This is a genomic window from Sandarakinorhabdus sp. (genome assembly GCF_040398665.1).
In the GTDB taxonomy this organism is placed as follows: Bacteria; Pseudomonadota; Alphaproteobacteria; order Sphingomonadales; family Sphingomonadaceae; genus Sandarakinorhabdus.
Genome location: NZ_JBBATQ010000007.1, coordinates 70,893 through 93,320 on the forward strand (window position 1 = coordinate 70,893; position 22,428 = coordinate 93,320).

The 22,428-nt window shown below is 64.2% G+C and carries 26 protein-coding genes and 1 pseudogene; 16 read left to right on the plus strand and 11 right to left on the minus strand.

Annotation, left to right across the window (positions count from 1 at the left end; genetic code table 11):
• Positions 1–16 precede the first annotated feature (16 nt).
• The 4 genes and pseudogenes from ABWP22_RS10440 to ABWP22_RS10455 all read left to right on the plus strand — a co-directional run.
• Positions 17–334 (plus strand): type II toxin-antitoxin system RelE/ParE family toxin, encoded by a 318-nt coding sequence (locus ABWP22_RS10440; protein WP_353199909.1) that lies wholly within the window; start codon positions 17–19, stop codon positions 332–334.
• The gene (locus tag ABWP22_RS10445; RefSeq protein ID WP_353199910.1) at positions 334–633 is read left to right on the plus strand and encodes a helix-turn-helix transcriptional regulator; all 300 of its coding nucleotides are present in this window, start codon (positions 334–336) and stop codon (positions 631–633) included. The genes ABWP22_RS10440 and ABWP22_RS10445 overlap by 1 nt, the downstream gene beginning before the upstream one ends.
• Before the next feature lie 148 nt (positions 634–781).
• Complete coding sequence (locus ABWP22_RS10450) at positions 782–1,066, plus strand: hypothetical protein (protein ID WP_353199911.1); 285 nt, start codon at positions 782–784, stop codon at positions 1,064–1,066.
• Positions 1,063–1,203: pseudogene (locus ABWP22_RS10455) on the plus strand (ParA family protein); the annotation flags it as partial. The gene ABWP22_RS10450 and the pseudogene ABWP22_RS10455, both read left to right, overlap by 4 nt.
• A gap of 20 nt (positions 1,204–1,223) precedes the next feature.
• Here the strand turns inward: ABWP22_RS10455 and ABWP22_RS10460 are convergent.
• Genes ABWP22_RS10460 through ABWP22_RS10470 form a run of 3 tightly spaced genes read right to left on the minus strand, consistent with a single transcriptional unit; the run spans position 1,224 to position 2,016 of the window.
• Positions 1,224–1,517: a helix-turn-helix domain-containing protein gene (locus tag ABWP22_RS10460; RefSeq protein ID WP_353199912.1), complete on the minus strand. Its 294-nt coding sequence runs from the start codon at positions 1,515–1,517 to the stop codon at positions 1,224–1,226.
• Positions 1,499–1,762, minus strand: a complete 264-nt coding sequence (locus tag ABWP22_RS10465) for a Txe/YoeB family addiction module toxin (RefSeq protein ID WP_353199913.1) — start codon at positions 1,760–1,762, stop codon at positions 1,499–1,501. Before ABWP22_RS10465 ends, ABWP22_RS10460 begins: the two co-directional genes overlap by 19 nt.
• Positions 1,759–2,016 carry a type II toxin-antitoxin system Phd/YefM family antitoxin gene (locus ABWP22_RS10470; RefSeq protein WP_353199914.1) on the minus strand — a complete coding sequence of 86 codons (258 nt, stop codon included), beginning with the start codon at positions 2,014–2,016 and terminating at the stop codon, positions 1,759–1,761. Before ABWP22_RS10470 ends, ABWP22_RS10465 begins: the two co-directional genes overlap by 4 nt.
• Before the next feature lie 143 nt (positions 2,017–2,159).
• Here ABWP22_RS10470 and ABWP22_RS10475 point away from each other — a divergent pair, with 143 nt between their 5' ends.
• On the plus strand, positions 2,160–2,339 hold the full coding sequence (locus ABWP22_RS10475) for a hypothetical protein (protein ID WP_353199915.1): 180 nt from the start codon (positions 2,160–2,162) through the stop codon (positions 2,337–2,339).
• Between the two features lie 641 nt (positions 2,340–2,980).
• Here the strand turns inward: ABWP22_RS10475 and ABWP22_RS10480 are convergent.
• Together ABWP22_RS10480 and ABWP22_RS10485 are read right to left on the minus strand one after the other, a co-directional pair.
• Positions 2,981–3,712: a glycosyltransferase gene (locus ABWP22_RS10480; protein ID WP_353199916.1), complete on the minus strand. Its 732-nt coding sequence runs from the start codon at positions 3,710–3,712 to the stop codon at positions 2,981–2,983.
• Between the two features lie 362 nt (positions 3,713–4,074).
• On the minus strand, positions 4,075–4,848 hold the full coding sequence (locus ABWP22_RS10485; protein WP_353199917.1) for a Coq4 family protein: 774 nt from the start codon (positions 4,846–4,848) through the stop codon (positions 4,075–4,077).
• Between the two features lie 93 nt (positions 4,849–4,941).
• On the opposite strand from ABWP22_RS10485, the gene ABWP22_RS10490 reads away from it, so the two are divergent.
• The 6 genes from ABWP22_RS10490 (at position 4,942) to ABWP22_RS10515 (ending at position 10,202) form a co-directional block, all read left to right on the plus strand.
• The gene (locus tag ABWP22_RS10490) at positions 4,942–5,307 is read left to right on the plus strand and encodes a hypothetical protein (protein ID WP_353199918.1); all 366 of its coding nucleotides are present in this window, start codon (positions 4,942–4,944) and stop codon (positions 5,305–5,307) included.
• Between the two features lie 6 nt (positions 5,308–5,313).
• A complete protein-coding gene (gene radC / locus ABWP22_RS10495) occupies positions 5,314–5,997 on the plus strand; it encodes a RadC family protein (RefSeq protein WP_353199919.1) in 684 nt (227 codons plus the stop codon).
• 77 nt (positions 5,998–6,074) lie between these two features.
• Entirely contained in the window at positions 6,075–7,526 is a 1,452-nt protein-coding gene (locus ABWP22_RS10500) for a circularly permuted type 2 ATP-grasp protein (RefSeq protein WP_353199920.1), read from the plus strand.
• Positions 7,527–7,535: 9 nt separating this feature from the next.
• Positions 7,536–8,477, plus strand: a complete 942-nt coding sequence (locus ABWP22_RS10505; protein WP_353199921.1) for an alpha-E domain-containing protein — start codon at positions 7,536–7,538, stop codon at positions 8,475–8,477.
• 13 nt (positions 8,478–8,490) lie between these two features.
• On the plus strand, positions 8,491–9,372 hold the full coding sequence (locus ABWP22_RS10510; protein ID WP_353199922.1) for a transglutaminase family protein: 882 nt from the start codon (positions 8,491–8,493) through the stop codon (positions 9,370–9,372).
• A gap of 89 nt (positions 9,373–9,461) precedes the next feature.
• Positions 9,462–10,202 (plus strand): proteasome-type protease, encoded by a 741-nt coding sequence (locus ABWP22_RS10515; protein WP_353199923.1) that lies wholly within the window; start codon positions 9,462–9,464, stop codon positions 10,200–10,202.
• A 3-nt stretch (positions 10,203–10,205) separates the two neighbouring features.
• On the opposite strand, the gene ABWP22_RS10520 is transcribed toward ABWP22_RS10515, so the two are convergent.
• Positions 10,206–11,441: an MFS transporter gene (locus ABWP22_RS10520; protein ID WP_353199924.1), complete on the minus strand. Its 1,236-nt coding sequence runs from the start codon at positions 11,439–11,441 to the stop codon at positions 10,206–10,208.
• Between the two features lie 104 nt (positions 11,442–11,545).
• On the opposite strand from ABWP22_RS10520, the gene ABWP22_RS10525 reads away from it, so the two are divergent.
• Positions 11,546–12,322, plus strand: coding sequence for an SDR family NAD(P)-dependent oxidoreductase (locus ABWP22_RS10525; protein ID WP_353199925.1), 777 nt, complete (start codon positions 11,546–11,548; stop codon positions 12,320–12,322).
• An 18-nt stretch (positions 12,323–12,340) separates the two neighbouring features.
• On the opposite strand, the gene ABWP22_RS10530 is transcribed toward ABWP22_RS10525, so the two are convergent.
• From ABWP22_RS10530 to ABWP22_RS10545, 4 genes are read right to left on the minus strand one after another with little or no spacing between them, the layout of a single operon-like run.
• Positions 12,341–12,565: a hypothetical protein gene (locus ABWP22_RS10530; protein ID WP_353199926.1), complete on the minus strand. Its 225-nt coding sequence runs from the start codon at positions 12,563–12,565 to the stop codon at positions 12,341–12,343.
• A complete protein-coding gene (locus tag ABWP22_RS10535) occupies positions 12,562–13,044 on the minus strand; it encodes a hypothetical protein (RefSeq protein ID WP_353199927.1) in 483 nt (160 codons plus the stop codon). The genes ABWP22_RS10530 and ABWP22_RS10535 overlap by 4 nt, the downstream gene beginning before the upstream one ends.
• A complete protein-coding gene (locus ABWP22_RS10540; RefSeq protein ID WP_353199928.1) occupies positions 13,037–14,011 on the minus strand; it encodes an MBL fold metallo-hydrolase in 975 nt (324 codons plus the stop codon). The genes ABWP22_RS10535 and ABWP22_RS10540 overlap by 8 nt, the downstream gene beginning before the upstream one ends.
• Before the next feature lie 12 nt (positions 14,012–14,023).
• A complete protein-coding gene (locus tag ABWP22_RS10545; protein ID WP_353199929.1) occupies positions 14,024–14,719 on the minus strand; it encodes an SIMPL domain-containing protein in 696 nt (231 codons plus the stop codon).
• A gap of 258 nt (positions 14,720–14,977) precedes the next feature.
• On the opposite strand from ABWP22_RS10545, the gene ABWP22_RS10550 reads away from it, so the two are divergent.
• The 4 genes from ABWP22_RS10550 to ABWP22_RS10565 are packed head-to-tail and all read left to right on the plus strand — an operon-like array spanning position 14,978 to position 21,090.
• Positions 14,978–16,183, plus strand: a complete 1,206-nt coding sequence (locus ABWP22_RS10550; protein ID WP_353199930.1) for an efflux RND transporter periplasmic adaptor subunit — start codon at positions 14,978–14,980, stop codon at positions 16,181–16,183.
• A 17-nt stretch (positions 16,184–16,200) separates the two neighbouring features.
• On the plus strand, positions 16,201–19,284 hold the full coding sequence (locus tag ABWP22_RS10555; protein WP_353200005.1) for an efflux RND transporter permease subunit: 3,084 nt from the start codon (positions 16,201–16,203) through the stop codon (positions 19,282–19,284).
• A gap of 43 nt (positions 19,285–19,327) precedes the next feature.
• Entirely contained in the window at positions 19,328–20,527 is a 1,200-nt protein-coding gene (locus ABWP22_RS10560; protein ID WP_353199931.1) for a DUF445 domain-containing protein, read from the plus strand.
• Positions 20,524–21,090: a GNAT family N-acetyltransferase gene (locus ABWP22_RS10565; RefSeq protein ID WP_353199932.1), complete on the plus strand. Its 567-nt coding sequence runs from the start codon at positions 20,524–20,526 to the stop codon at positions 21,088–21,090. The genes ABWP22_RS10560 and ABWP22_RS10565 overlap by 4 nt, the downstream gene beginning before the upstream one ends.
• On the opposite strand, the gene ABWP22_RS10570 is transcribed toward ABWP22_RS10565, so the two are convergent.
• On the minus strand, positions 21,083–22,285 hold the full coding sequence (locus tag ABWP22_RS10570) for a pyridoxal phosphate-dependent aminotransferase (RefSeq protein WP_353199933.1): 1,203 nt from the start codon (positions 22,283–22,285) through the stop codon (positions 21,083–21,085). The two genes, ABWP22_RS10565 and ABWP22_RS10570, sit on opposite strands and share 8 nt — an antisense overlap.
• Positions 22,286–22,428: the final 143 nt, after the last annotated feature.

A 22,428-nucleotide genomic window follows, 5' to 3' on the forward strand; every position in this document is an offset into this window, starting at 1 on the left:
AATGGTATATTGACCAATGTGGTTGGTTGAATATGTCAGTGCCACGGCCAAGGCAGAGGTCGATGCTTTGCCGAGGGATTTGCGCGCCAGCTTTGAACGGATCACCGGCATGATCCGTGACAACGGTCTTGAGCGGATGCGGGAACCCTATGTCAAACATCTGGACGGCAAGCTTTGGGAAATGCGGTTGAAAGGCAGTGATGGCATTGCGCGGTCACTTTATGTGACGGCAAGCGGACGGCGGGTGGTCGTGCTGCGCACCTTCATCAAGAAGACCGAAAAGGCACCACGCCGCGAAATCGATATCGCCCTCAACCGGGCAAAGGAGCTGTGATGGCACGCACGTTCATCCCCGTGGAGGAATCCTTCGCCGAATGGCGCAAGGACCCGGAATATGTCGCCGCCTATGACGCGCTCGAAGATGAATTCGCGCTCGCCAATGCGCTGATCGGCGCCCGCAACAGCGCCAACCTCACCCAGGAAGAACTCGCGATCCGCATGGGCACCAGCCAAAGCGCCATCGCCCGCCTGGAAAGCGGCCGCACAATGCCCTCGACACGCACGCTGCGCAAACTTGCGGAGGCGACGGGAACGAAGCTGCGGATTGTGCTGGAGCCGGACAAGGCGGCTTGATTAGCGCAATTGAGTATAGTGTTCCCGGAATTCGTGGAATGGAGCAACGCTCGTTTATCCATTCCTAACACTGGTGACAGATACACCATCGCCGGCTATTATCAAACCATCACGTTATCGTGTTAACACGCGATCATGGGGGCATGTGATGGAAAGCTCAAACAGCAATGCGTGGGCCCTGGTCGGCGCCGGGTTCGTTGTAGGGGCAGCGTTCGGCGGTTTGGTTCTGCCGGAGTTGCGCGGGTATTCCTCTTTCGAGGAATGCTCGGTTCGAGAGATCAACGGTAAGCCTGAAGGCCCTGGCGTTAGTGCCGCATACGAATATTGCTCAAGCCTCTTTCCGGATCGGAAACTGAAAACGGAGCGTGGGACGGTTGTCCCCGACTCAATGCTGCCAGACCAGCTGCGCCGTCAGTCGGCAAGCGGCCAATGATCACCATCGCAATCGTGAGCCAAAAGGGCGGTTCGGGCAAAACAACGTTGGCCGTTCACCTGGCCAACGCTGCGAGCGCCGCCGGTAAGGTCGCATGCATCATCGACACCGATCCGCAGGCAACCGCCGCCGCATGGCAGTTCCGGGGACACCATACTCAATCCCCGCCCTCCAACGCCCACACCGGCGCATCCAACGCCGCCGCCAGCTTGTGCCAAGTCGCAGCCGAACCCGTCCCGCCGCCGTTCTCGATCCGGCTCAGCCACACCTGACTCAGCCCGGTGCGGCGGGCCAGTTCGGCCTGGGACAGTCCACGATAGCGGCGCCAGGCGGCGATGGGGTGCAGGCCGTCATCAGGAATTGCGCCCAGCACTTCGCCCGGCATCGTACCTTCACCAGCATCGATCCGCGCCAGCGTGGCGCGGGCTTCGTTCAATAATGATAACGACATTGCGCAATCTCCAGCGCCTGCGCCGCCCCGCTGCCGCTGACGCGATAGACCAGCCGATGTTCCTGCGTGATGCGGCGGGACCACCAGCCGGAGAGATTGCCGCCGAGCGGCTCGGGTTTGCCGATTCCCTTGAAGGGGCTGCGGCTGCATTCGCTGATCAGGGCGTTGAGCTTGGCGAGGCCGTGCTCTTCGCCCTGCCACCAGAGATAGTCGCCCCACGCGCGCGAGGAGAAGGTGATTTTCACGCCGGATCGATCAGCGCATGCTCCTCGCCGCCGCCGGCCTCAAGCTCGGCGATGGATTCCAGCAGTCGCTTGGCATTGGCGGGCGAGCGCAGCAGATACAGGGTTTCCTGCATGCTATCCCAATCACTCTGGGAGACCAGCACCACCGCCTCGCCGCGCTGGCGGGTCACGATCACCGGGGCGTGATCATCGACCACACGGTCACACACCGCCTTGAAATTGGCCCGCGTCTCGGAAAAGCTCATGGCGATCATGGGCGCTTAATGCACCAAAGATTGTACAATGTCAAAGCCGCGCCGGTGCTGCACCACACCTGTCCTACACCGGCAAAGCCTGTCATCATGGGTCTGTCCGACATTCTCGGCGCAATGACGATTCAGGCAAGGGAGTGCGCGCGGTGGGCGAGACGTTCGAGCGGCACAAGCAGGCGTGGACCAGCGATGAGGTGGCCAAGCTGCACGCGCTGGCGAAGAAGGGCATGCCGCTGCGCGCCATTGCCAAGGCGCTGACCCGCAGCGAGGAATCGGTGAAGGCGCGGGCGAAGGCAGACAAGTTGGGCATTGCCAGCCTGCGCTAGAGTCGAATTCTGTCAAGTTGCCGCTGAAAAGCTCCCTCCCTTCAAGCGAGGGCGAGAGACGAGCCGCAGGCGTTGCCCGGGGTGGGTGAAAAATGTGGCCAAGGGCAGGGTCACCCACCCCCCCGGATCAAGTCCGGGGCAGGCTGCTCGGCTGGCGCCGAGTCGCCCTCCCTTGCAGGGAGGGAGCAGGGGCGCCTCAATCGGCCATGAAGTGCAAATTCACTTGGTCGAAGGGTTGGCCTGGCTCACCTTCTTGGGGGCGTCCTTCTTGGGCTTGCGGGTTTCCTTGTTGGATTTTGCCTGACCCTTGGCCATCGTTTGTCTCCCGAACGGACCCATGCCCGTGGCTGACTATGCGGCCTTCCCGGCCCGGCGTCACCGGCCAATATCGGAACGTCGAACCGTCATGGCCGGATCGATGATCGATCCCGGACATTCCGGGACACATATTCGGGGGCCGTCATGCTGAATCCCCACCCTTCAACGCCCACACCGGCGAGCCCAGCGCTGCCGCAAGCTTGTGCTGGATCGCGCCAGAGCCCGTGCCACCGCTGCTTTCGATGCGGCTCACCCACACCCAACTCAGCCCAGTCCGTCGCGCCCGATCGGCCTGGCTCTGGTGGCCTCCAATATGCATGCGTTCACGACCTGAGCCTTTTCCAGTCGCTGTAAAGCATGGAACGGGCTTTGAACTCACCAGATAGCCGGATGATGATCCTTGCATCGGGCGGGGGGATTTCATTGCGCTCCAAATAATGTGACGCGATCTTGGTCTCATAATTGACCGTCGGCGTCCCAAGATGTGCGCGTCGAAACCGCTTTGCTTCCTGCCAAACCCTGCGATCTCCCACAACAGACTGCGTTTGATTCTTGAACCCCCATGCCGGCGCGACAGTTGGAAGGGCATCGCGCATGACCAGAAAGCAATTGGTGTCGCAGAAATTCGCGCCATCGGACTCGAAACAGACGCCGAGACTGCCACCATCGGGACGCCAAAGCGTCCGCGTTGCGGTCACCACCGAGGCGGCCTCGCGGTTCGCAAGATCCAGGAGCGTCGATATGTGCAGGGGTTCGAACCAACAATCCGCGTCCAACCAGCAGACGGCATCGAATCCCTGGCTATAGGCCGAAGTGGTGCCGATCAGCCGCGGCGTGTCCCCATAGTCGGCATGCGCATGCGGCAGGCGAATGTGCTGCGAGGTGTTGCTCGCATCGATCAGCGCCTTCTCCACCTCCCGGTAGAGATTGATTGAGGAGCCGTCGCTGACGAGGATGTGAGTGACCTTGTGGCTCTGGTTCTCAACACTGCTCATGCAGCGCTTGAGCGTCCCGATGGGCTCGCCGTGGTACGGGGTTATGACAGCCACCTTCATCACTTCACCTCATTGGGCATCCATATATTGCCAAGCAAAGCGACACACAGAAATCCGGGGACACGATACTTGATCCCACACCGGCGAGCCCCGCGCCGCCGCGCTTGTGCCGGGTCGCGCCAGAGCCCGGGTTTCGGCAACAGCCTCGGCATCTTCGGCCTCGGTCAATGAGGATATCGGCATTGCGCAATCTCCAAAGCCTGCGCGGCGCCTGTCCTACATTGGCAAAGCCTGTCATCATGGGAATATCCGGCAACTCAGCAGAGAATCGCAAAACCGCCGCATTTCAAAGCGGATTCCCGCCGGAATCGTCAAACCTGTCAAAACCGAACCGGCAATCCGGAGGAGTTGCCTTCAACAGATCAAGCCGCAACGCCCTCGCGCATCTTTTCCTGCACCACCAGTTCCTCTGCCACCAGTTGCGACACGCGCGGCATGATCGGCACGAACGGCGTTTCGCGCACCAGGCCATGTTCGGCGCGCACGTCCGCCAAGGGCCGGTGGATCTGGTTTTCGAAATCGATGAACTGGATGGATCTGGCCCGCCGGCCCAGCGCCCAGCCATCGGTGATGGCGTCCATCGCCGGCTGGATCAGCCAGGGATCGACCAGCGTCGCGTGGCCGATGATGACCGACAGCGTCATCGCCGAATAGGGATAGTCCATCTGCGCCAACTGGAACGCCTGCAGCGCCAGTTCGTGGAAGGGGTGGGTGGTGTAGCCGGTGAGAACATGGTGCAGATCATGGGTCTGGTAACCGCGCAGCACCTTGTATTTCAGCACTTGCGGAAGGCGCGCCAGCTTGCCGCTGGCTTCGAAATCGGCGGTCAGCCCGGCGTAGCCCACGGCGAGTTGTTCGGCGAGGCCATTGCTCACCATATGGTCGCGCCAGGCCGCGCCCAGCGTGCCCGGTGCGCAGTCCGCCACCATCGCCAGGCTGAACGGCGGCGCCATCCAGCCCGCAGCGGCCAAGGGGCCGTGTTCGGGATGCTCGGTGATCGCCGCCACATATTTGTCGATGGCGTCCTGCGGCGCCGTCTCCCACCATTCGTTGAACAGCAGGTGCACGCCATAGGCATAGAAATCATCGACGGCGGTGAGGAATTTTTCGCCGAATATGCGGTCAACCTTGTGCATGGCCGATCTCCCTTGCGCTGGCGAAAGACTGGCATTGTTGGCGGGTGGCGGCAAGCATTGGCCTGGCGCGCAACTGCCGCTATCTTTCGGTGCATGTATCTGCTTGCGCGTTTTGCCCTCACGCTGGTGGCCGCGGTGGCGGCCTTCATCGGCAGCCGCTGGGTGCCCGGCGCCTTCCTGCCCGCCGGCACGCAGGATATGGCCAGCAGTGCCATTGCGTTGCTGGTGGCGGCGGTCGTCTGGTTGGGCAGCGGCAGCCGATCGCCGCTGATGCGCGGCGCGGTGCTTGGCGCGGGCTGGTGCGGCGCCATCGGCTTTGTCGGCGGATTTTTCGGGCCGATGCTGTTTGCGCCCGATGCCAATCAGGGCCCGATGCTGGGGCTGTTCATCACCGGGCCGGGCGGCGTGGTATTCGGCGCGCTGGCGGGGCTTGCCCTTGCGGCAGGCAAGCCCGGATAAGGCGGCATGCGCGACGACACCGCCTCTCCTGCCGGCCACCGCGAGCGGCTGCGTGCGCGGCTGCTGGCGGGCGGCGGCGATGGCTTTCATGATTACGAACTGCTCGAATATCTGCTGGCGCTGGCGATCCCGCGGCAGGATACCAAGCCGCTGGCCAAGCGGCTGATCGACGAGTTCGGCAGCCTGGCGGCGCTGATTGCCGCCAGCCCGGAGGAGTTGAAGCGCGTCGAGGGCCTGGGGGATGGCACCGCCGCCGCCATCAAGTTCGTCGAGGCGGTGATGCTGCGGGCGCTGCGCACCAAGGCGCTCGATCGGCCGGTGCTGTCGGGCTGGCAGGCGCTGCTTGATTATCTGCATGCCAGCCTGGCGCAGCGCACCACCGAGCAATTCAGGGTGATCTTCCTGAACAATCGCAACATCATGATCCGTGATGAGGTGATGAACGACGGCACGGTGAACGCCGCGCCGGTGTTCCCCCGCGAAATCGTCAAGCGTGCGCTCGATCTGGGCGCGGCCTCGATCATCCTGGTGCACAATCATCCATCGGGCGATCCGCAACCCAGCCGCGACGATATCCAGATGACCCGCGCCATCATCGAAGCCGGCCGTCACCTGGGGCTGACGGTGCACGATCACGTCATCATCGGTGCCGGCGGCCATGTATCGATGCGCGCTGCGGGCCTGATCTGATCGGCCATACGCAATAATATCCTTGCCTTGGCCTGCCCTGCACCGCACAAACGCCAAACACGCAAGCGGGAGGCGCAATGCAGGCACTGCCGGCTTTTGACGAGATGTTCGGATCGGGCGAAGGCTATAGCAGCCAGTCGCCCGATGGCGTTACCGCAGCCTATCGCGCCATCCGACAATGGATGGCCGATTCCCCGCCGGAACTGATGGCCGCGCGCCGGGCCCAGGCCGAATTGTTTTTCCGCCGCATCGGCATCACCTTTGCCGTCTATGGCGATGCGCAGGCCACCGAGCGGCTGATCCCGTTCGATATCGTGCCGCGCATCCTGATCCGCCCGGAATGGGATCGGCTGGAACGCGGCCTGAAACAGCGCGTTGCGGCGCTGAACCTGTTCCTGGCCGACATCTACGGCCGGCAAGAGATCTTGAAGGCCGGCATCATCCCGTCGGAACTGGTGCTGCTCAACCCGGCCTATTGCCTGCACATGGTCGGCCGCACGCCGCCGGGCGGCATCTGGGTGCATATTGCCGGCATCGATCTGGTGCGCACCGGCCCGGACGAATTCTATGTGCTGGAGGACAACGCCCGCACCCCGTCTGGCGTGTCGTACATGCTGGAAAACCGCGAGGTGATGCTGAAGCTGGTGCCCGACCTGTTCGATCAGGTGAAGGTGGCACCGGTGGAAACCTATCCGGAAATGCTGCTGCAAACCCTGGCCAGCGTCTCCCCACGCAAGCAGCGTGGCAGCCATCCCACCTGCGTGCTGCTCACCCCCGGCCAGTTCAACAGTGCCTTTTATGAACATAGTTTCCTGGCTGACAAATTGGGCATCGAACTGGTCGAAGGCAGCGATCTGTTCGTGCACGACGATGTGGTGTTCATGCGCACCACCGAAGGGCCGCAGCGGGTGGATGTGATCTATCGACGGGTGGATGATGCCTTCATCGATCCTTTGGTGTTCAATCCCGATTCGATGCTGGGCGTGCCCGGCCTGATGGCGGCCTATGGCGCCGGGAATGTCACGCTGGCCAACGCCGTGGGCACCGGCATCGCCGATGACAAGGCGATCTACAGCTACATGCCCGACATCGTGCGATTTTACATGGGCGAAGAACCGATCCTGCCCAACGTGCCGACCTGGCGCTGCCGGGAGGCGGAATCGTTGATGTATGTGCTCGATCACCTGCCGGAGCTTGTGGTGAAGGAAGTCGATGGCTCCGGCGGCTATGGCATGCTGGTCGGCCCGCACGCGCCCAAGGCCACCATCGCAGCCTTTGCCGCCAAGCTGCGCGCCAACCCGGAAAAATTCATCGCCCAGCCGACGCTGGCGCTGTCCACCTGCCCCACCGCCACCGATGGCGGCATCGGCGCGCGCCATGTCGATCTGCGGCCCTTCGTGCTGACGGGCGCCGATGGCGTGCGCATCGTGCCGGGCGGGCTGACGCGGGTAGCGATGACCGCCGGGTCACTGGTGGTGAACTCATCGCAGGGCGGCGGCACCAAGGACACGTGGGTGGTCGATGGTTGAGGGCTTGCCATGCTGAGCCGCACCGCAGGCAATCTCTACTGGATGGGCCGCTATCTGGAGCGCGCCGATTTCACCTCGCGGCTGATCGAGGCGACGCAGCGGCTGGCCGCCCTGCCCTCCAGCTATGGCGGCGCCTCCAACGCCTGGGATTCGGCGCTGGCGGCGGCCTGCCAGATCGACAATTTCGCTGCCACCGGCCTGAAGGTCGATGAACATGATGTTACCGAATATCTGACGCTGAATGCCGGCAACAGTTCCTCGATCCGGTCGTGCCTGGAAAGCGCGCGCGGCAACGCGCGGGCGGTGCGCACCGCGCTGACCGAGGAAGCCTGGGAAGCGATCAACACCGCCTGGCTGGAGATCAGCCGCTATGGCACCCACTTGTCGAGCCGCGAGACGCTGGCGCAACTGATCGAATATGTGAAGCATGCGGTTGGCGCCTTCGATGGCGCGGCCAATCGCACCATGCTGCGCGGCGATGCCTTCTGGTTCATCAATCTGGGCGCCGCGATCGAACGGGCGGACAACAGCGCGCGGCTGCTTGATGTGAAATATCACCTGCTGTTGCCGCGCGACGAGCCGGTGGGTGGCAGCCTGGATTATTTCCAGTGGACCACCATCCTGCGCACGGTGTCCGCCATGACCGCCTATCGCTGGGTGTACAACGACAGTGTGAAGCCATGGCTCGTCGCCGATCTGCTGATCCTCAATCGCCAGATCCCGCGCAGCCTGGCGGCCTGTTATGATGAAATCCGCCGCCACCTCGATCTGCTGGCCAGCAACAGCGGCCGGCGCGGGCCGGCGCACCGGCTGGCCCATGCCGGCCATGCGCGGCTTTCGGGCGGCAATATCGACGCAATCTTTGGCGAGGGCCTGCACGAATTCCTCACCCAGTTCATCGCCGACAACAATCGGCTGGGCGAAGCCATTGCCGAACAATATCTGTTCTGAGTGAAGGCCAGCCATGCGCATCCGGGTCGATTATTCCACCATTTATGAATATGCCCGCGAGGCCAGCGATGTACTGCAACTGCTGCGCGTGCAGCCCGCGGCGCATGATGGCCAGCATGTCGTGCATTGGCGCATCGATACCGATGTGAACGGCCATCTGCGGCGCAATGAAGACGCCTATGGCAATATCACCCACATGTTCTACCCCGACGGCCCGGTGAAACGGCTGGCCCTGCATGTCGCGGGCGAGGTCGATACGCTGGAAAGCCATGGCGTGATCACCGGCAGTCACGAACCGTTGCCGGCGCTGATCTTCCTGCGCCAGACCGATCTTACCCAGCCGGACGACGCGCTGAAGGCCTTCGCGCGCCAGCTCGATACCGGCGACGCGCTGGCCACCTGCCACCGCCTGACGTCGGCGCTCTATGACCAGATGGTGTTCGATCCCGATGTCACCCATGCGCACAGCGATGCCGCGCATGCGTTTGCGATCCGGGCCGGTGTCTGCCAGGATTACGCCCATATCTTCCTCAGCGTCACGCGCACGCTCGGCATCCCGGCGCGCTATGTCTCCGGGCATCTGGTGCGCCATGATGGCCTGATCACCCAGCCGGCCGCCCACGCCTGGGTCGAAGTGCTGATCCCCGATCTGGGCTGGGTGGCATTCGATCCCACCAATGGCATGTGCGCCACCCAGGCCTATCTGCGGGTGGCGGTGGGCCTGGATTACCGCGAGGCAGCGCCGGTGCGCGGTGCGCGGCGCGGCGGCGGTGCCGAAACCATGGCCGTGGCGGTGACAACCCAGGCCAGCGTCGATCATCCAGGCCTGAGCGAACTGGGTGATGCCGATACCAGCCGGGACCAGCGTCAGGAACAGCAGCAGACGCAGGCCTGAACAGGCTTGCCGGCAGCGTGCCGGAAGCGCAATCTCCCGGCCGATAACAGCATCTGGGGGCAATCATGACCTATTGCGTCGGAATTTTGGTGCGCGAAGGCTTGGCCCTGCTCGCCGACACCCGCACCAATGCGGGCGTGGACAATATCTCCACCTATCGCAAACTGCGGGTGATGGAACACGGCCCGGATCGGGTGATCATGTGCGCGTCGGCCGGGTCGCTGTCGGTCACGCAGAGCGCGCTGTCACGTGTGGCGCTGGGCGTGACCATGCCCGACACCGGCGACAAGGAATTCCTTGCCGACGTGCCGACCGTGTTCCGCGCCGCGCAACTGGTGGGCCAGGCGCTTTCGGAGGCCAAGAGCGAAATTGACCGGGTGGTGAAGGATGCCGATGTCTATACCGGCGCCACCTTGCTGCTGGCCGGGTCGATCGGTGGCCGCCGGCCGCGGCTGTTCCTGATCTATGGCGCTGGCAATTTCATCGAATGTCAGCAGGACACGCCCTTCCTGCAGATCGGCGAGAACAAATATGGCAAGCCGGTGCTCGATCGCATGCTGACCCACGAGACGCCGATGGCGGAAGCCATGAAGATCGCGCTGATTTCGTTCAGCGCCACCATGCGGTCGAATCTGGCGGTGGGCCTGCCCATCGATATCGCCACCATCCGCACCGGCGTATCCGATCTTGAGCTGATCCACCGCATCGAGGCGGACGACGCCTATTACAGCGAGCTCAACAATCGCTGGAGCAACGCCCTGCGCGCGGCGGCCGCCGCCATTCCCCTGCCCCAGTTCGCCAGCCAGCCGGAGCTGGAGCAGCGGAGTTGAGGCTCAGGCCGCAGCGGCTTGCGTCATGCCGACGGGGTCGCGGCGCAGCCAGAGCAGCACGGCCAGCGCCAGCCCGATGAGGGCCACGCCCGTCATGGAAAAATAGCCCCAGGCCGCATGGCCATCGACCTTGAGCCGTTCATACAGCTCGCCCGACAACAGGGTGGTCAACGCCTGCGCCGGCGCCGATGCCAGTGCCATGTAGATCATCTGTGCGGTGGGCGTGCGTTCGTCGCCGTGCATGCCCTGGATCATGCGCATGGCGCCCAGGAAGGTGGCGGCAAAGGTGCCGGCATGCATCAGTTGCAGGCCATAAAGTGCCCACACCGGCGGCAGCATGGCCAGCGCCGACCAGCGCACCACCGCCGAAATCCCGCCAATCAGGATCAGGGTTTCCGGCGCAAACCGCTCCGTCCAGCGGGCCATGAAGATCAGGAAGCCGACTTCGGCGACCACACCGATCGACCAGAGATTGCCGGCCAGGGTCGGGGAAATCTGCTGATCGTTGGTCCAGATGAGGGTGCCGGCGACATAGAAATAGCTGTGCGTCGCCTGGATCAGGCCGGCGGCGAAAATCAGCAGCGTGAACTTGGGATCCTTCAACAAGCCGACGCCGGCCGACAGGCGCTGCAGGAACGGTGCTTCGGTGTCGCCAGCCACCGGTTCGGCCGGCATCCACGCCGCCGCCCCGATCAGCAAGATGGACACGCCCAGCAACCAGGCCCACACCGCCCACGGCCCGAACCCGCCGATGAGCGCGCCCACCGCCGAGGAGCCGACGACAAACGCCGCCGATGCCAGCCCGCGCGCCAGGCCATAGCGCGGCCACCCATATTTGGTCAGGCGCAACAAGGCGGCCTCCACCACCGGCAACAAGCCCCAGAACGCCACGTCCATCAGCAGGATGATGCTGAAAATGGCGGCAAAGCCGGTGACGAACCACAACGAGCCGAAGCCCAGCGTCAGGATGGAGGCAAACAGGAACAGCGGCGCCCGCCGATCCTTGCGCCCATCGGCCCAGGCGGCCGTCAACGGCCCGGCAATGATCCGCGAAAAGCCGCCAATGGCCAGCACCAGCCCGATCTGCGAGCCGGAAAACCCCTGCGCCTTTTCCAGCCAGAGCGGCAGGAACGGGATCAGGCAGCCAAAGCCGGTGAAAAACAGACAGGACAACATGGTGGCGCGCACGCCGCCGGACGTCAGTTTGGTCAGGATCGATTCGGGTGCGGATTCGGGCATGACCGTCTGATGGCAGGCTGCAATGAACCTGTCATCTGTGCGGCGTGACAATCGGCGGGCGGCCTGTCTAAACTGTGCCCGACATCCAACTGGGGAGACATGCCATGGCCCTTCCGGCGCTTTTCGATCTGACCGGGCAGACTGCCCTCATCACCGGCTCCAGCCGCGGCATCGGCAAGGCCATCGCCCACCGCATGGCCGAGCACGGCGCCAATGTGGTGATCTCCAGCCGCAAGGCCGACGCCTGCGAGGCCGCGCGCGACGAGATCAACGCGGCCGTGGGCCGTGAAGCGGCAATCAGCGTGCCGGCCAACATCGCCAGCAAGGAGAGTTTGCAGGCGCTGGTCGATGCCACCGTGGCGAAATGGGGCCAGATCGATCATCTGGTCTGCAACGCCGCGTCCAATCCCTATTATGGCCCGCAGGCCGGCATCAGCGATGAAGCCTTCACCAAGATCCTGCAGAACAACATCGTTTCGAATCACTGGCTGATTTCGATGGTCGCCCCGGCCATGCGCGCCCGCAAGGATGGCAGCATCACCATCGTGTCCTCGATCGGCGGCCTGCGCGGCAGCACGATTATCGGTGCCTATTGCATATCGAAGGCCGCCGACATGCAGCTCGCCCGCAACCTGGCCTGCGAATATGGGCCAGACAATGTGCGGGTGAACTGCATCGCGCCCGGCCTGATCAAGACCGATTTTGCCAAGGCATTGTGGGATGACGCCGAAACCCTGAAGCGCTCCACCGCCACCGCGCCGCTGAAGCGCATCGGCACGCCCGATGAAATCGCCGGCATGGCCGTGTTCCTGGCCGGCAAGGCCGGCGCTTTCACCACGGGGCAGAATTTCGTGATCGATGGCGGGGTGACGGCGGCCTGAGGCTGGAGCCGGCAGCGATCAAACTTGCGCAGAGCTTCGGCGTGCAACGCTTGCCTTGGATGGAACGCGCTTTCCGGTAATAGTCTTATGATATTCGGCGATAATCTGGCGCGCTTCAACGCCGAAATCCTCATGGCAGGCTGCCCGGCTCCTCTTGGCTGAGCGGCTAGCAAGATAGGATATTGCTGCGGATAAAACGCCTGCTGCTGTTCCCAGCACGCCAAACCAAATTTCACTCGTCATTTCAACATACCTTGCGGATGCTTCACAAGCTTAGCGTTGCTCCTATCACGAATGGCTGCCTGTTTCACCCAATATCGACCGGCCGCTCCCGACGCGAAACCGACCAAGCCCGCAGCCAAAACGATCGGCGCCGCTACAAACGTACCAAGCAGCACCCCGCCAAAGCCGGCTGTCACCACGATCGCGGCCAGCGGCACCGAGTATTTATCGATGGAATCGACGGTCGCTTCGCCCTGATCCGCAGCACGATCAATTCGTATAGCAAGCCGCCCCAGAAGATCGCGAACCGTGTCGGCCAACTCACTGCTGTTGCGGCCGGCAGGACCGGCTGCAACCGCTGTCATTAGCTTTCGTGCAAGTGCGGGATCATCGGCAATGCTTATCATCAGTGTGTCTAGATAGATTGCCGTTGGAGACTGTGGCGAATCTTCGGCCAGCAACGCCAACAGCCCGTCCACCGGATCCCGCTTATCAGCCATGGCCGCGCCGATCGTAATAAAGCTGCCCCATCAACCCGAACAGGCGCACCACATCGGGCGGCGTCTGATCACCGGAATATTCGCGGTACAGCGTGTCGACGTTCACCGCGATGCGTTCGGCGTCTTTCCAACTGGCGTAACGGCCCAGGCCGATGTCGCGGGCGGCATCGGCGGCGGTCAGGCCGGCGTCATAGCGGGCGCGGGCTTCACGGTGGATATACCCCAGATAATCCGCCACCTCGCGCACGCCGGACTTGTCGGTGAGCGGTCCGTGGCCCGGCACGATCACATCGACATCCATGGCGATGATGCGATCACACGCCGCGATCCAGTTCGATACCGGCCCGGCCCACATGATCGGCGTGCCTTCGATGAACAGGATGTCGCCGGTGAATACGGCATGCGCGCCCGGCACATGCACCAGCACGTCCCCTGCCGTGTGCGCCGGGCCGACCTCGATCAGTTCGACCGCGCGCCCGGCCACATCCAGCGTCTCATGGCCACAGAAGGTCCGCGTCGGCGGGCGTTCGATCACGCCGGCAAAATCGAACGGCGCGAAAATCTCGGCAAAATAGGTGCCGGCCACGCCCATATGCCCGCCCGCACCGGCCGCCTTCATCTGGGCGAGCAGCGCCGGCGAGAACGCCTCCATCTCGCGGGCGGAGGCTTCCGACGCGATGATCTCGGCCTGGGGCAGCAAATGATTGCCATGGGTATGATCGCCATTGGCGTGGGTGTTGACCACCTTGCCGATGCGCTGCGCGCCAAAACCGGTGGCGCGCTCCATGCCCGCCAGCATTTCGGCGGTAAGCGCGGTATCGAACAGCGTGTCGACCAGGGCGGCACCGCCATCGCCCGGCGTGCCGGCGGTGATCAGCCCGGCATTGGACCAGCCCCAGCCGCCATCGGGTTGCAGCCAGGCGAACAGGCCATCCCCGATCTCGTGCAGCCCGCGATCATAGCCCATCTGCCATCCCCTTCATGGTTCCAGTTCGAACAGCATCGTCAATTGTACGGACAGTTGCAATTCGCCGGCCAGAATCGGCGAATCGGCGGCGGCCTCGCGCAGGTCCATCCGCAGCATCTTGCGCTCGGGCTGCGGCGCCTCGCCCGCCACTTCGCTGATGCTGATGATGCGGCCCAGCGAGCGGCCGGCAGCGCGCGCATAGAGCGCGGCGCGTGCCCGGCCCTTGGCCACTGCGGCGGTGCGCGCTTCATCCAGCGCGGCATCCGGCGCCGAAAGCAGGAATTCCGGGCCCTGCACGTCATTGGCGCCCGCCTTGACCACGGCATCGACCATCCGGCCGGCATCCGCCAGCGTGCGGCTGGTCACGGTCACCATGTTGCGGGCCTGGTATCCGGTCAGTTGCGGTGCCTGTTCGGCGACATAGCGATATTGGGCCGACACATTGAGGCCGCTGGTCTGTACATCGCGATCGGCAATGCCCGCGGCCTTCACGGCGGCGATCACCGCGGTCATCCGCGCCGCATTGGCCGCCAGCGCCTCGACCGCGCTGGCGGCCATTGTCACCACGCCGGCCGACAGCCGCATCAGATCCGGCGGCCGCGTCACATGGGCATCGACCACCAGCACAAGCTGGCCGGGCCGGGCGGCCGACGGCTGGGCAGCCGCAGGAACGGCAAGAATCAGGAAAAGGCCGGCAATCGCGCGCATCATCATCTCCCTTGGTGGATCATGGCGGGGACGCATCTCGCCATAACATGCTAACTTGCCATTCATGATTCTGGCCCTGGCCGGATTCATCTTACCGGCACTTGAACAGGGCGCGAAGGGTGCGACGTCTGCGCGTCGAGTGACGCTCAAATTCTGCCAGATTCCGGCTTTCTGCAAACACAGACTTAGGATAAAGGAAGGCCTTGCATGCGGTGATGTATTTCGATAATACACCTTCCGCAAAGGAAGATGATGGCCATGAACGCCCACAACAATATCCCGCCAACCGCCGATGCGGAGGTGTTTCCGTTTTCGCCGGGCGGCGAAACGGCAGTGCCGGTGCGCCGCGGCAACCGCTGGCTGAAGCCGGCGCTGATCGCGCTCGCCGTGGCGCTGGCGGGTGTCGCGGCCTGGCAGGCCTTCAAGCCCGCTGCCGCGCCGCCCGCGTCGACGGCCAGCAACCTGCCGGAAGTGACCGTGCTGGTGCCCGGATCGACGATGGTGGCCGACACCGTGACCGCGCCGGGCAGCATCGCCGCCAAGCGCGATGCCGCCGTGGGCGTCCAGGGCGAAGGCGGCCGCGTGGTACGCGTGCTGGTGGAACCCGGCCAGCGTGTATCCGCCGGCCAGGTGCTGGCCCAGATCGATCGTCAGGTGCAGGTGCAGGAAGTCGCGCAGTTGCAGGCCAGCGTGCGCCAGGCCGAAGCCGACGCCCGGCTGGCCGAAGCCAATCTTGCCCGTGCCGAAAGCCTGGTTGCCAAGGGATTCATCAGCCGCGCCGACATTGATCAGCGCATCGCGACGCGGGACGGCGCGCTGGCGCGGGTTGGCGTGGCGCGTGCCCAGTTGGGCGCGGCGCGGGAGCGCAATGAACGGCTTGATGTGCGGGCGCCGGCTGCCGGCCTGATCCTGTCACGCTCGGTCGAAACCGGCCAGGTGGTCGGCCCCGGTTCGGGTGCCTTGTTCCGGCTCGCCGAAGGCGGCAGGCTGGAAATGCGCGCGCAGATGGCCGAGCAGGATATCTCCCGGCTGAAGCCCGGCATGCTTGCCGATGTCACGCCGGTCGGTGCCACCACCAGCTTTCAGGGCCGGGTGTGGTTGATCGATCCGGTGATCGATACCGCGACCCGCCTGGGCATTGCCCGCATCGAAATGGATTATGCCCCCGGCCTGCGCGTCGGTGCCTTTGCCCGCGCGCGCATCAACGCCGGCCAGACCAGCCGGCCGCAACTGCCGCAATCGGCGGTGCTCGCCGATGTGGACGGCAATTATGTCTATGTGCTGGGCAAGGACAATCAGGTCGAGCGCCGCAACATCACCGTCGGCACGGTCAGCGATGCGGGTGTCGGCATCGCGTCCGGCCTGAACGGAACCGAGCAGGTCGTGGCCAGCGCTGGCGCCTTCCTGAAGCCGGGCGACAAGGTCAGGCCGGTGCGGACGGCTCCGGCTGCCAGCACCCGCTGATCTGACGACCGGAGCCCCTGCACATGCGCAATATTTCCGCCTGGTCGATCAAGAATCCGGTGCCGCCGCTGGTGGGCTTCACCCTGCTGTTGCTGGCCGGCGTGCTGTCGTTCCGCGCCATGGACATCAACGATCAGCCCGACGTGGAATTCCCGGTGGCGCAGGTGGTTGTCGTGCAGCCCGGCGCCGCCCCCGAAGAGCTTGAAAGCCAGGTCACCCAACGGGTTGAAGCCGCGATCCGCAACATCAGCGGCGTGGATGAGGTCAACAGCTTCGTGTCGGAAGGCACCAGCCGCACCTCGGTGCAGTTCGCCATCGGCACGCCGATCGATCGCGCGGTCAACGACGTGCGCGATGCCGTGGCCAATATCCGGTCCGATCTGCCGCAGGGCATCCTGCAACCGCAGGTCAATCGCATTGATGTTGCCGGCGGGCCGATTGCCTATTTCGCGGTGGAATCGACCGCGATGACGCTGGAAGAATTGAGCTGGTTCGTCGACAACACGGTGGCCAAGCGCCTGCTGGGCGTGCCCGGCATGGCGCAGGTGCGCCGGTCTGGCGGGGTGAGCCGCGAGATCCGCATCGTCCTCGATCCCGATCGCATGCAGGCCTATGGCGTCACCGCGAGCCAGGTCAATTCGCAGCTGCGTCAGGTCAATCTCAACGCGGCCGGTGGCCGCACCGAAATTGCAGGCGGCGAACAGTCGCTGCGGGTGATGGGCAATGCCCGCAACGCCAACAGCCTGGCCGACACGCAGATCAGCCTGGGCCTCGGCCGCGGCGTGCGGCTCGGCGACATTGCCGATGTGCGGGATTCCTATGCGGAGCAGCGCGGCATCGCCAAGATGGGCGGCCGCCAGGTGCTTAGCTTCTCCTTGTCGAAGGCCAAGGGCAGTTCCGATGTTTCCGTTTATGACACGGCGATAAAGGACATTGAAGTCCTGAAAAAGCAATATCCCAAGGTGTCGTTCAAACTGATCTACACCTCGGTCGATTACACCAAGGCGCAATACAAGGGCGCCATCGATGCCGTAGTGGAAGGCGCCGTGCTCGCCGTTCTGGTCGTCTTCCTGTTCCTGCGCGATTGGCGCGCCACCATGATTTCGGCGCTGGCCATTCCCCTGTCGGCCATCCCGACCTTCTGGTTCCTCGATGCCTGGCTCGGCTTCTCGTTGAATTCCCTGTCATTGCTGGCGCTCAGCCTGGTGGCCGGGGTGCTGGTCGATGATGCCATCGTCGAAATCGAAAATATCGTGCGCCACATGCGGATGGGCAAATCCGCCTATCAGGCATCGATGGATGCGGCCGACGAGATCGGCCTGGCCGTGGTTGCCACCACCTTCTCGATCGTGGCGGTGTTCCTGCCGGTCGCGCTGATGCCCGGCATTTCCGGCCAGTTCTTCAAGAATTTCGGCGCAACCGTCGCGGTGTCCGTGCTGATCAGCCTGGCCGTGGCGCGGTTGATCACGCCGATGCTCGCTGCCTATTTCCTGAAGAGCCACGGCACGGCCGAACATGGCACGGGCAAGTGGGTCGATAGCTACATGAAGATGCTGAACTGGGCTCTCGCCAACCGCTTCAAGACGGTGTTCGGCATGGGCGGTGTGGCGCTGATCGCCACCATCTACCTGTTCGCCGTCATCCCCAAGACCTTCCAGCCTGATGTCGATACCGACAGCAGCCAGGTGACGATCAGCCTGCCGCCCGGCGTGACGCTGGCACAGACCGAGGCGGTCGTGGACAAGGCGGTTGCAATCCTGAATGCCTCGCCCGAAATGGCCTTGGCCTTTGCCGATGTCGATGTGGGCAGCGCCAACATCTATCTGACGCTGCGCAAGGATCGCAGCATGCACCGCACCGAATGGGAACGCGCCATCGCGCCGAAACTTTCGGCCATCCCCGATGCGCGTGTCGGTTTTTCTTCGCAGAATGGCGGGCCGCAACAGGGCCGCGACATTTCGATCACGCTGACCGGCACCGATCCGATCCTGCTGGAAACCACGGCCCGCAAGGTGGTGAACGAAATGCGTGGGCTCAAGGAAATCCGCCAGTCGCGCGTCGAAGGCGATCTGACCCGGCCGGAAATCACCATCAAGCCGCGGCTTGATCTGGCCGCCGAACTGGGCGTGACCACCGCTGCGCTGTCGGAAACCATCCGCATCGCGACGCTGGGGGATATCGATCAGAATGTCGCCAAGTTCAGCCTGGCCGATCGGCAGATCCCGATCCGCGTGGCGCTGAATGAAAATGCACGGCGCAGCCTGTCGACCATCGAAAATCTGCCGGTGCCAACCACCCGCGGCGGCACCGTGCCGTTGAGCGTGGTCGCCGCAATCAGCTTTGGCGCCGGGCCCACCGAACTGCGCCGCTACAACCAGCAGCGCCGCGTGGCCATCGGCGCCGATCTCGCCCCCGGCCTGGTGTCTGGCCAGGCGCAGGCCAAGGTCGATGAACTGCCCAGCCTGAAGAATCTGCCGCCCGGCGTCGAGAAGGTGCAGTTGGGCATGCAGAAATGGATGGGCGAACTGGTCGCCAACTTCATCCTGGCGGTGATCGCCGGCGTCGTCATGGTGTTCGCCGTGCTGGTGCTGCTCTACAAGCGGGTGCTGCCGCCGTTCGTCAACATGCTGTCGCTGTTGCTGGCGCCGCTGGGCGGGCTGATTGCCATTGTTGCAACCGGCAATGTCATCTCCATGCCGGTGCTGATCGGCATGCTGATGCTGCTCGGCATCGTCGCCAAGAACTCGATCCTGCTGGTCGACATGGCGATCGAGGAAATGGAAAAGGGCGTGCCCAAGCGCGAAGCCATATTGGAAGCCGGTCACAAGCGCGTGCAGCCGATCGTGATGACCACGATCGCCATGGTGATGGGCATGTTGCCGGTGGCCCTCTCGCTGGGCGGCGATGGCTCGTTCCGGGCGCCGATGGGCATTGTGGTGATCGGCGGCCTGATCCTGTCGACGGCACTCACGCTGGTGATCGTGCCCGCCGGCTTCTCCATCGCGGTCTCGGTGGAAAACTGGCTGGCACCGCGCATGAAGCGCTGGTTCACCAACAACGAAGGGGCTGCTAAGCTGCCGCGGCCAACCCCTGCGGAGTGAATCTGCTCTGAAACATCTGTTGCCGGAAACGCCGTTCCACCGCATGCGGCTGCTCGCCACGCTGCTGCTTGGGGTGATGGCTGCTCTGTTTGCTGCCACGCTGGCCTGGACTGGCACACACCCGGCCCTGCCCTGGCTGCGCGCGTTTGCCGAGGCGGCGATGGTCGGCGGGCTGGCGGACTGGTTTGCGGTCACCGCGCTGTTCCGCCATCCGCTGGGCTTGCCGATCCCGCACACCGCCATCATTCCGCAGCAGAAGGATCGGCTAGGCGACACGCTGGCGCTGTTCCTGAAAGACAATTTCCTCAAGACGCAGGTGATTGCCCGCCGTCTGGACGATGCCGATCTGGCCGGCGTGCTGGCGCGCTGGCTGGCCGCGCCGCCAGCCGCGTCCTCACATCGCCGGCGCGGCATCGGACCATTGGTGGCGCAACTGCTCGATGGGCTGGATGATCCCGCCATCGGCCGGCTGGTGGAAGATGTCGTGCGCGATCGGCTGGGCAGCATGCAATTGTCGCCGATGGTCGCCGATGCGGTGGACATTATGGTCAGCCGTGGCCGCCATGAACCGTTGATCGATGCCGCCATCGATTGGGGCCTCGCCACGCTGAGCGATGAAGAGCCGGTGATCCGTTCGATGGTGACCGAGCGCACCAATTGGCTGCTGCGGCTGGCCGGTGCCGACGAAAGCATGTCGAACAGCATGATCGGCGCCGTGCAGCGCCTGCTGGTGGAAATGCGCCAGGATCAACATCATCCGGTGCGACTGCGCCTCGCCGAATCGCTGAAAACCTGGGCGTTCGATCTGCGGCATTTTCCGGAATCCCAGGCCCGCGTCGAAGGCTTCAAGGCCGACCTGCTCGCCAATCCGACGATGGCCGGCTGGGTCAAGGGCCTGTGGGGCACGGCGCGCGCGGCGCTGTCGGCCAGCCTGAATCATCCCGGCGGCAACAAATTGGGCGGCGCGCTGGCGGCGGTTGGCAACCGCATCGAAGCCGATCCGGTGCTGAAGGCCGGGCTGAACAGCGCCCTGCGCCGCGCAGTGGCGGGCCTGGCCAAAACCCATGGGGACAATATCGTGACCCTGGTATCCGAAACGGTGCGCGGCTGGGATGCCGCCACCATCACCGACAAGGTGGAACAGGCGGTGGGCCGTGACCTGCAGTTCATCCGCATCAACGGCACGCTGATCGGCGGAATCATCGGCCTGGCCATCCACGCCATCGGGACAATTGCGCCATGATGCTCGATCGTCAGCCTGTTCTGGCCCACCCGCTGGTGCAGTTGCGCCCCGCCACGCCGGATGATTGGCCGGCGCTGCACGCCGCCGCGCGCGATCCCGCCATCTGGGCCGGCCATCCGGCCAGCGACCGCTGGCAGTTACCGGTGTTCCGCGCATTTTTCGACGACGGCCTGGCCAGCGGCGGCATGCTGGTGGCCGAGAGCCCGGCCACGGGCGTGGTGATCGGTTCCTCCCGCTTTGATTTCGGCCGCGGCGAACCCGGCGAGATCGAGATCGGCTGGACGTTTCTGGCGCGCAGCCAGTGGGGCGGCCGCACCAATCACGCCATGAAGGCCCTGATGGTCGGCCACGCGCTGGCCGCGATGGACCGGGTGATGTTCATGATCGGCGAGACCAATATAAGGTCGCGCACCGCCATCGAGCGCATCGGCGCTGCCCTCACGGCGCGCACCCTGGTGGCCAATTTGTCCACCGGGCCGGTCACCCACGTCATCTACACCATCGACCGCGCCGGCTTTGCCGGCGGCCCGTTGGCGCCGCTGTGGGCGCAGCGCCTCAGCTGAGGTTGTTCACCGCCCGCTGGATGCGGTTGCAGGCGTCTTCCAGCATCGCATCCGACGTTGCATAGCTGATGCGGAACGCGGGTGAGCCGCCGAACGCCGCGCCGTGCACCACCGCGACGCCTTCGGTTTCCAGCAGATAGGCCGCCACGGCCTCGTCATTGGTCAGCACAGCGCCGGCCGGCGTCGTCTTGCCGATGAGGCCGCTGCAATCGGGATAGACATAGAACGCGCCTTCCGGGCGCGGGCAGATCAGGCCGGGCGTCTGGTTCAGCATGCTCACCACCAGATCGCGGCGGCGCTGGAAAGCGGCGTTGCGCTCGACCAGGAAGCTCTGATCGCCGTTCAGCGCGGCAACGGTGGCCGCCATGGAGATCGAGCAGGGATTGGATGTGCTCTGTGATTGCAGCTTGGCCATCGCCTTGATGATCCACGCCGGGCCGCCAGCAAAGCCGATGCGCCAGCCGGTCATCGCATAGGCCTTGGAGGCGCCGTTCACCGTCAGCGTGCGGTCATACAGGCCCGGCTCGACCTCGGCGATGCTGCCGAAATCGAAATCGTCGTAAACGATATGCTCGTACATGTCGTCGGCCAGCACCAGCACCTGGGGATGCTGCATCAGCACAGCGGCCAGCGCCTTGATTTCGGCGCGGGTATAGGCGGCGCCGGTGGGATTGCTCGGCGAATTGAAGATGAACCAGCGCGTGCGCGGCGTGATCGCGGCTGCAAGTTGCGCCGGGGTCAGCTTGAAGCCCTGATCGACTCCGCAATTGATCACCACCGGGGTCGCACCGGCGAGCAGCACGATATCCGGGTAGCTCACCCAATAGGGCGCCGGAATGATCACTTCATCGCCGGGATCAAGTGTCGCCAGCAGCGCATTGAAGATGCTGTGCTTGCCGCCCGAATTGATGCTGATCTGATCCAGACCGTAATCCAGACCATTGTCGCGCTTGAACTTGGCCTGCACTGCGGCCTTGCATTCGGGCGTGCCGTCCACCCCGGTATATTTGGTCTGCCCGGCGCGGATGGCGGCAATCGCGGCTTCCTTCACGAAATCCGGCGTGTCGAAATCCGGCTCACCGGCGCCCAGGCCGATGATGTCGCGCCCCTGCCGCTTCAGATCGGCGGCCTTGTTGGTCACCGCGATGGTGGGCGATGGCTGGATGCGGTTGATGGCGGCTGACAGGCGGTTCATGCGTCTTTCCTTGTGCGACCGCTGCCCTAACCGCCAGATTGTTGTGGCGCAACCTTGGATCGGCGCTGCACGCCGACATCAGGATCATTACGTACCAGGGCAACCCCGTATTCCCGTGATGCCGGCCCCGGCCCCACACTGGC

Coding starts and splice junctions, on each gene's coding strand:
- ABWP22_RS10445 (WP_353199910.1), top strand. CDS start 334: ATGGCACGCACGTTCATCCCCGTGGAGGAATCCTTCGCCGAATGGCGC.
- radC (WP_353199919.1), top strand. CDS start 5,314: ATGCGCGACGACACCGCCTCTCCTGCCGGCCACCGCGAGCGGCTGCGT.
- ABWP22_RS10540 (WP_353199928.1), bottom strand. CDS start 14,011: ATGGGCTATGATCGCGGGCTGCACGAGATCGGGGATGGCCTGTTCGCC.
- ABWP22_RS10570 (WP_353199933.1), bottom strand. CDS start 22,285: ATGAACCGCCTGTCAGCCGCCATCAACCGCATCCAGCCATCGCCCACC.
- ABWP22_RS10530 (WP_353199926.1), bottom strand. CDS start 12,565: ATGACGAGTGAAATTTGGTTTGGCGTGCTGGGAACAGCAGCAGGCGTT.
- ABWP22_RS10490 (WP_353199918.1), top strand. CDS start 4,942: ATGTATCTGCTTGCGCGTTTTGCCCTCACGCTGGTGGCCGCGGTGGCG.
- ABWP22_RS10500 (WP_353199920.1), top strand. CDS start 6,075: ATGCAGGCACTGCCGGCTTTTGACGAGATGTTCGGATCGGGCGAAGGC.
- ABWP22_RS10485 (WP_353199917.1), bottom strand. CDS start 4,848: ATGCACAAGGTTGACCGCATATTCGGCGAAAAATTCCTCACCGCCGTC.
- ABWP22_RS10545 (WP_353199929.1), bottom strand. CDS start 14,719: ATGCGCGCGATTGCCGGCCTTTTCCTGATTCTTGCCGTTCCTGCGGCT.
- ABWP22_RS10525 (WP_353199925.1), top strand. CDS start 11,546: ATGGCCCTTCCGGCGCTTTTCGATCTGACCGGGCAGACTGCCCTCATC.
- ABWP22_RS10535 (WP_353199927.1), bottom strand. CDS start 13,044: ATGGCTGATAAGCGGGATCCGGTGGACGGGCTGTTGGCGTTGCTGGCC.
- ABWP22_RS10565 (WP_353199932.1), top strand. CDS start 20,524: ATGATGCTCGATCGTCAGCCTGTTCTGGCCCACCCGCTGGTGCAGTTG.
- ABWP22_RS10480 (WP_353199916.1), bottom strand. CDS start 3,712: ATGAAGGTGGCTGTCATAACCCCGTACCACGGCGAGCCCATCGGGACG.
- ABWP22_RS10505 (WP_353199921.1), top strand. CDS start 7,536: ATGCTGAGCCGCACCGCAGGCAATCTCTACTGGATGGGCCGCTATCTG.
- ABWP22_RS10470 (WP_353199914.1), bottom strand. CDS start 2,016: ATGATCGCCATGAGCTTTTCCGAGACGCGGGCCAATTTCAAGGCGGTG.
- ABWP22_RS10440 (WP_353199909.1), top strand. CDS start 17: ATGTGGTTGGTTGAATATGTCAGTGCCACGGCCAAGGCAGAGGTCGAT.
- ABWP22_RS10450 (WP_353199911.1), top strand. CDS start 782: ATGGAAAGCTCAAACAGCAATGCGTGGGCCCTGGTCGGCGCCGGGTTC.
- ABWP22_RS10460 (WP_353199912.1), bottom strand. CDS start 1,517: ATGTCGTTATCATTATTGAACGAAGCCCGCGCCACGCTGGCGCGGATC.
- ABWP22_RS10510 (WP_353199922.1), top strand. CDS start 8,491: ATGCGCATCCGGGTCGATTATTCCACCATTTATGAATATGCCCGCGAG.
- ABWP22_RS10520 (WP_353199924.1), bottom strand. CDS start 11,441: ATGCCCGAATCCGCACCCGAATCGATCCTGACCAAACTGACGTCCGGC.
- ABWP22_RS10550 (WP_353199930.1), top strand. CDS start 14,978: ATGAACGCCCACAACAATATCCCGCCAACCGCCGATGCGGAGGTGTTT.
- ABWP22_RS10560 (WP_353199931.1), top strand. CDS start 19,328: ATGCGGCTGCTCGCCACGCTGCTGCTTGGGGTGATGGCTGCTCTGTTT.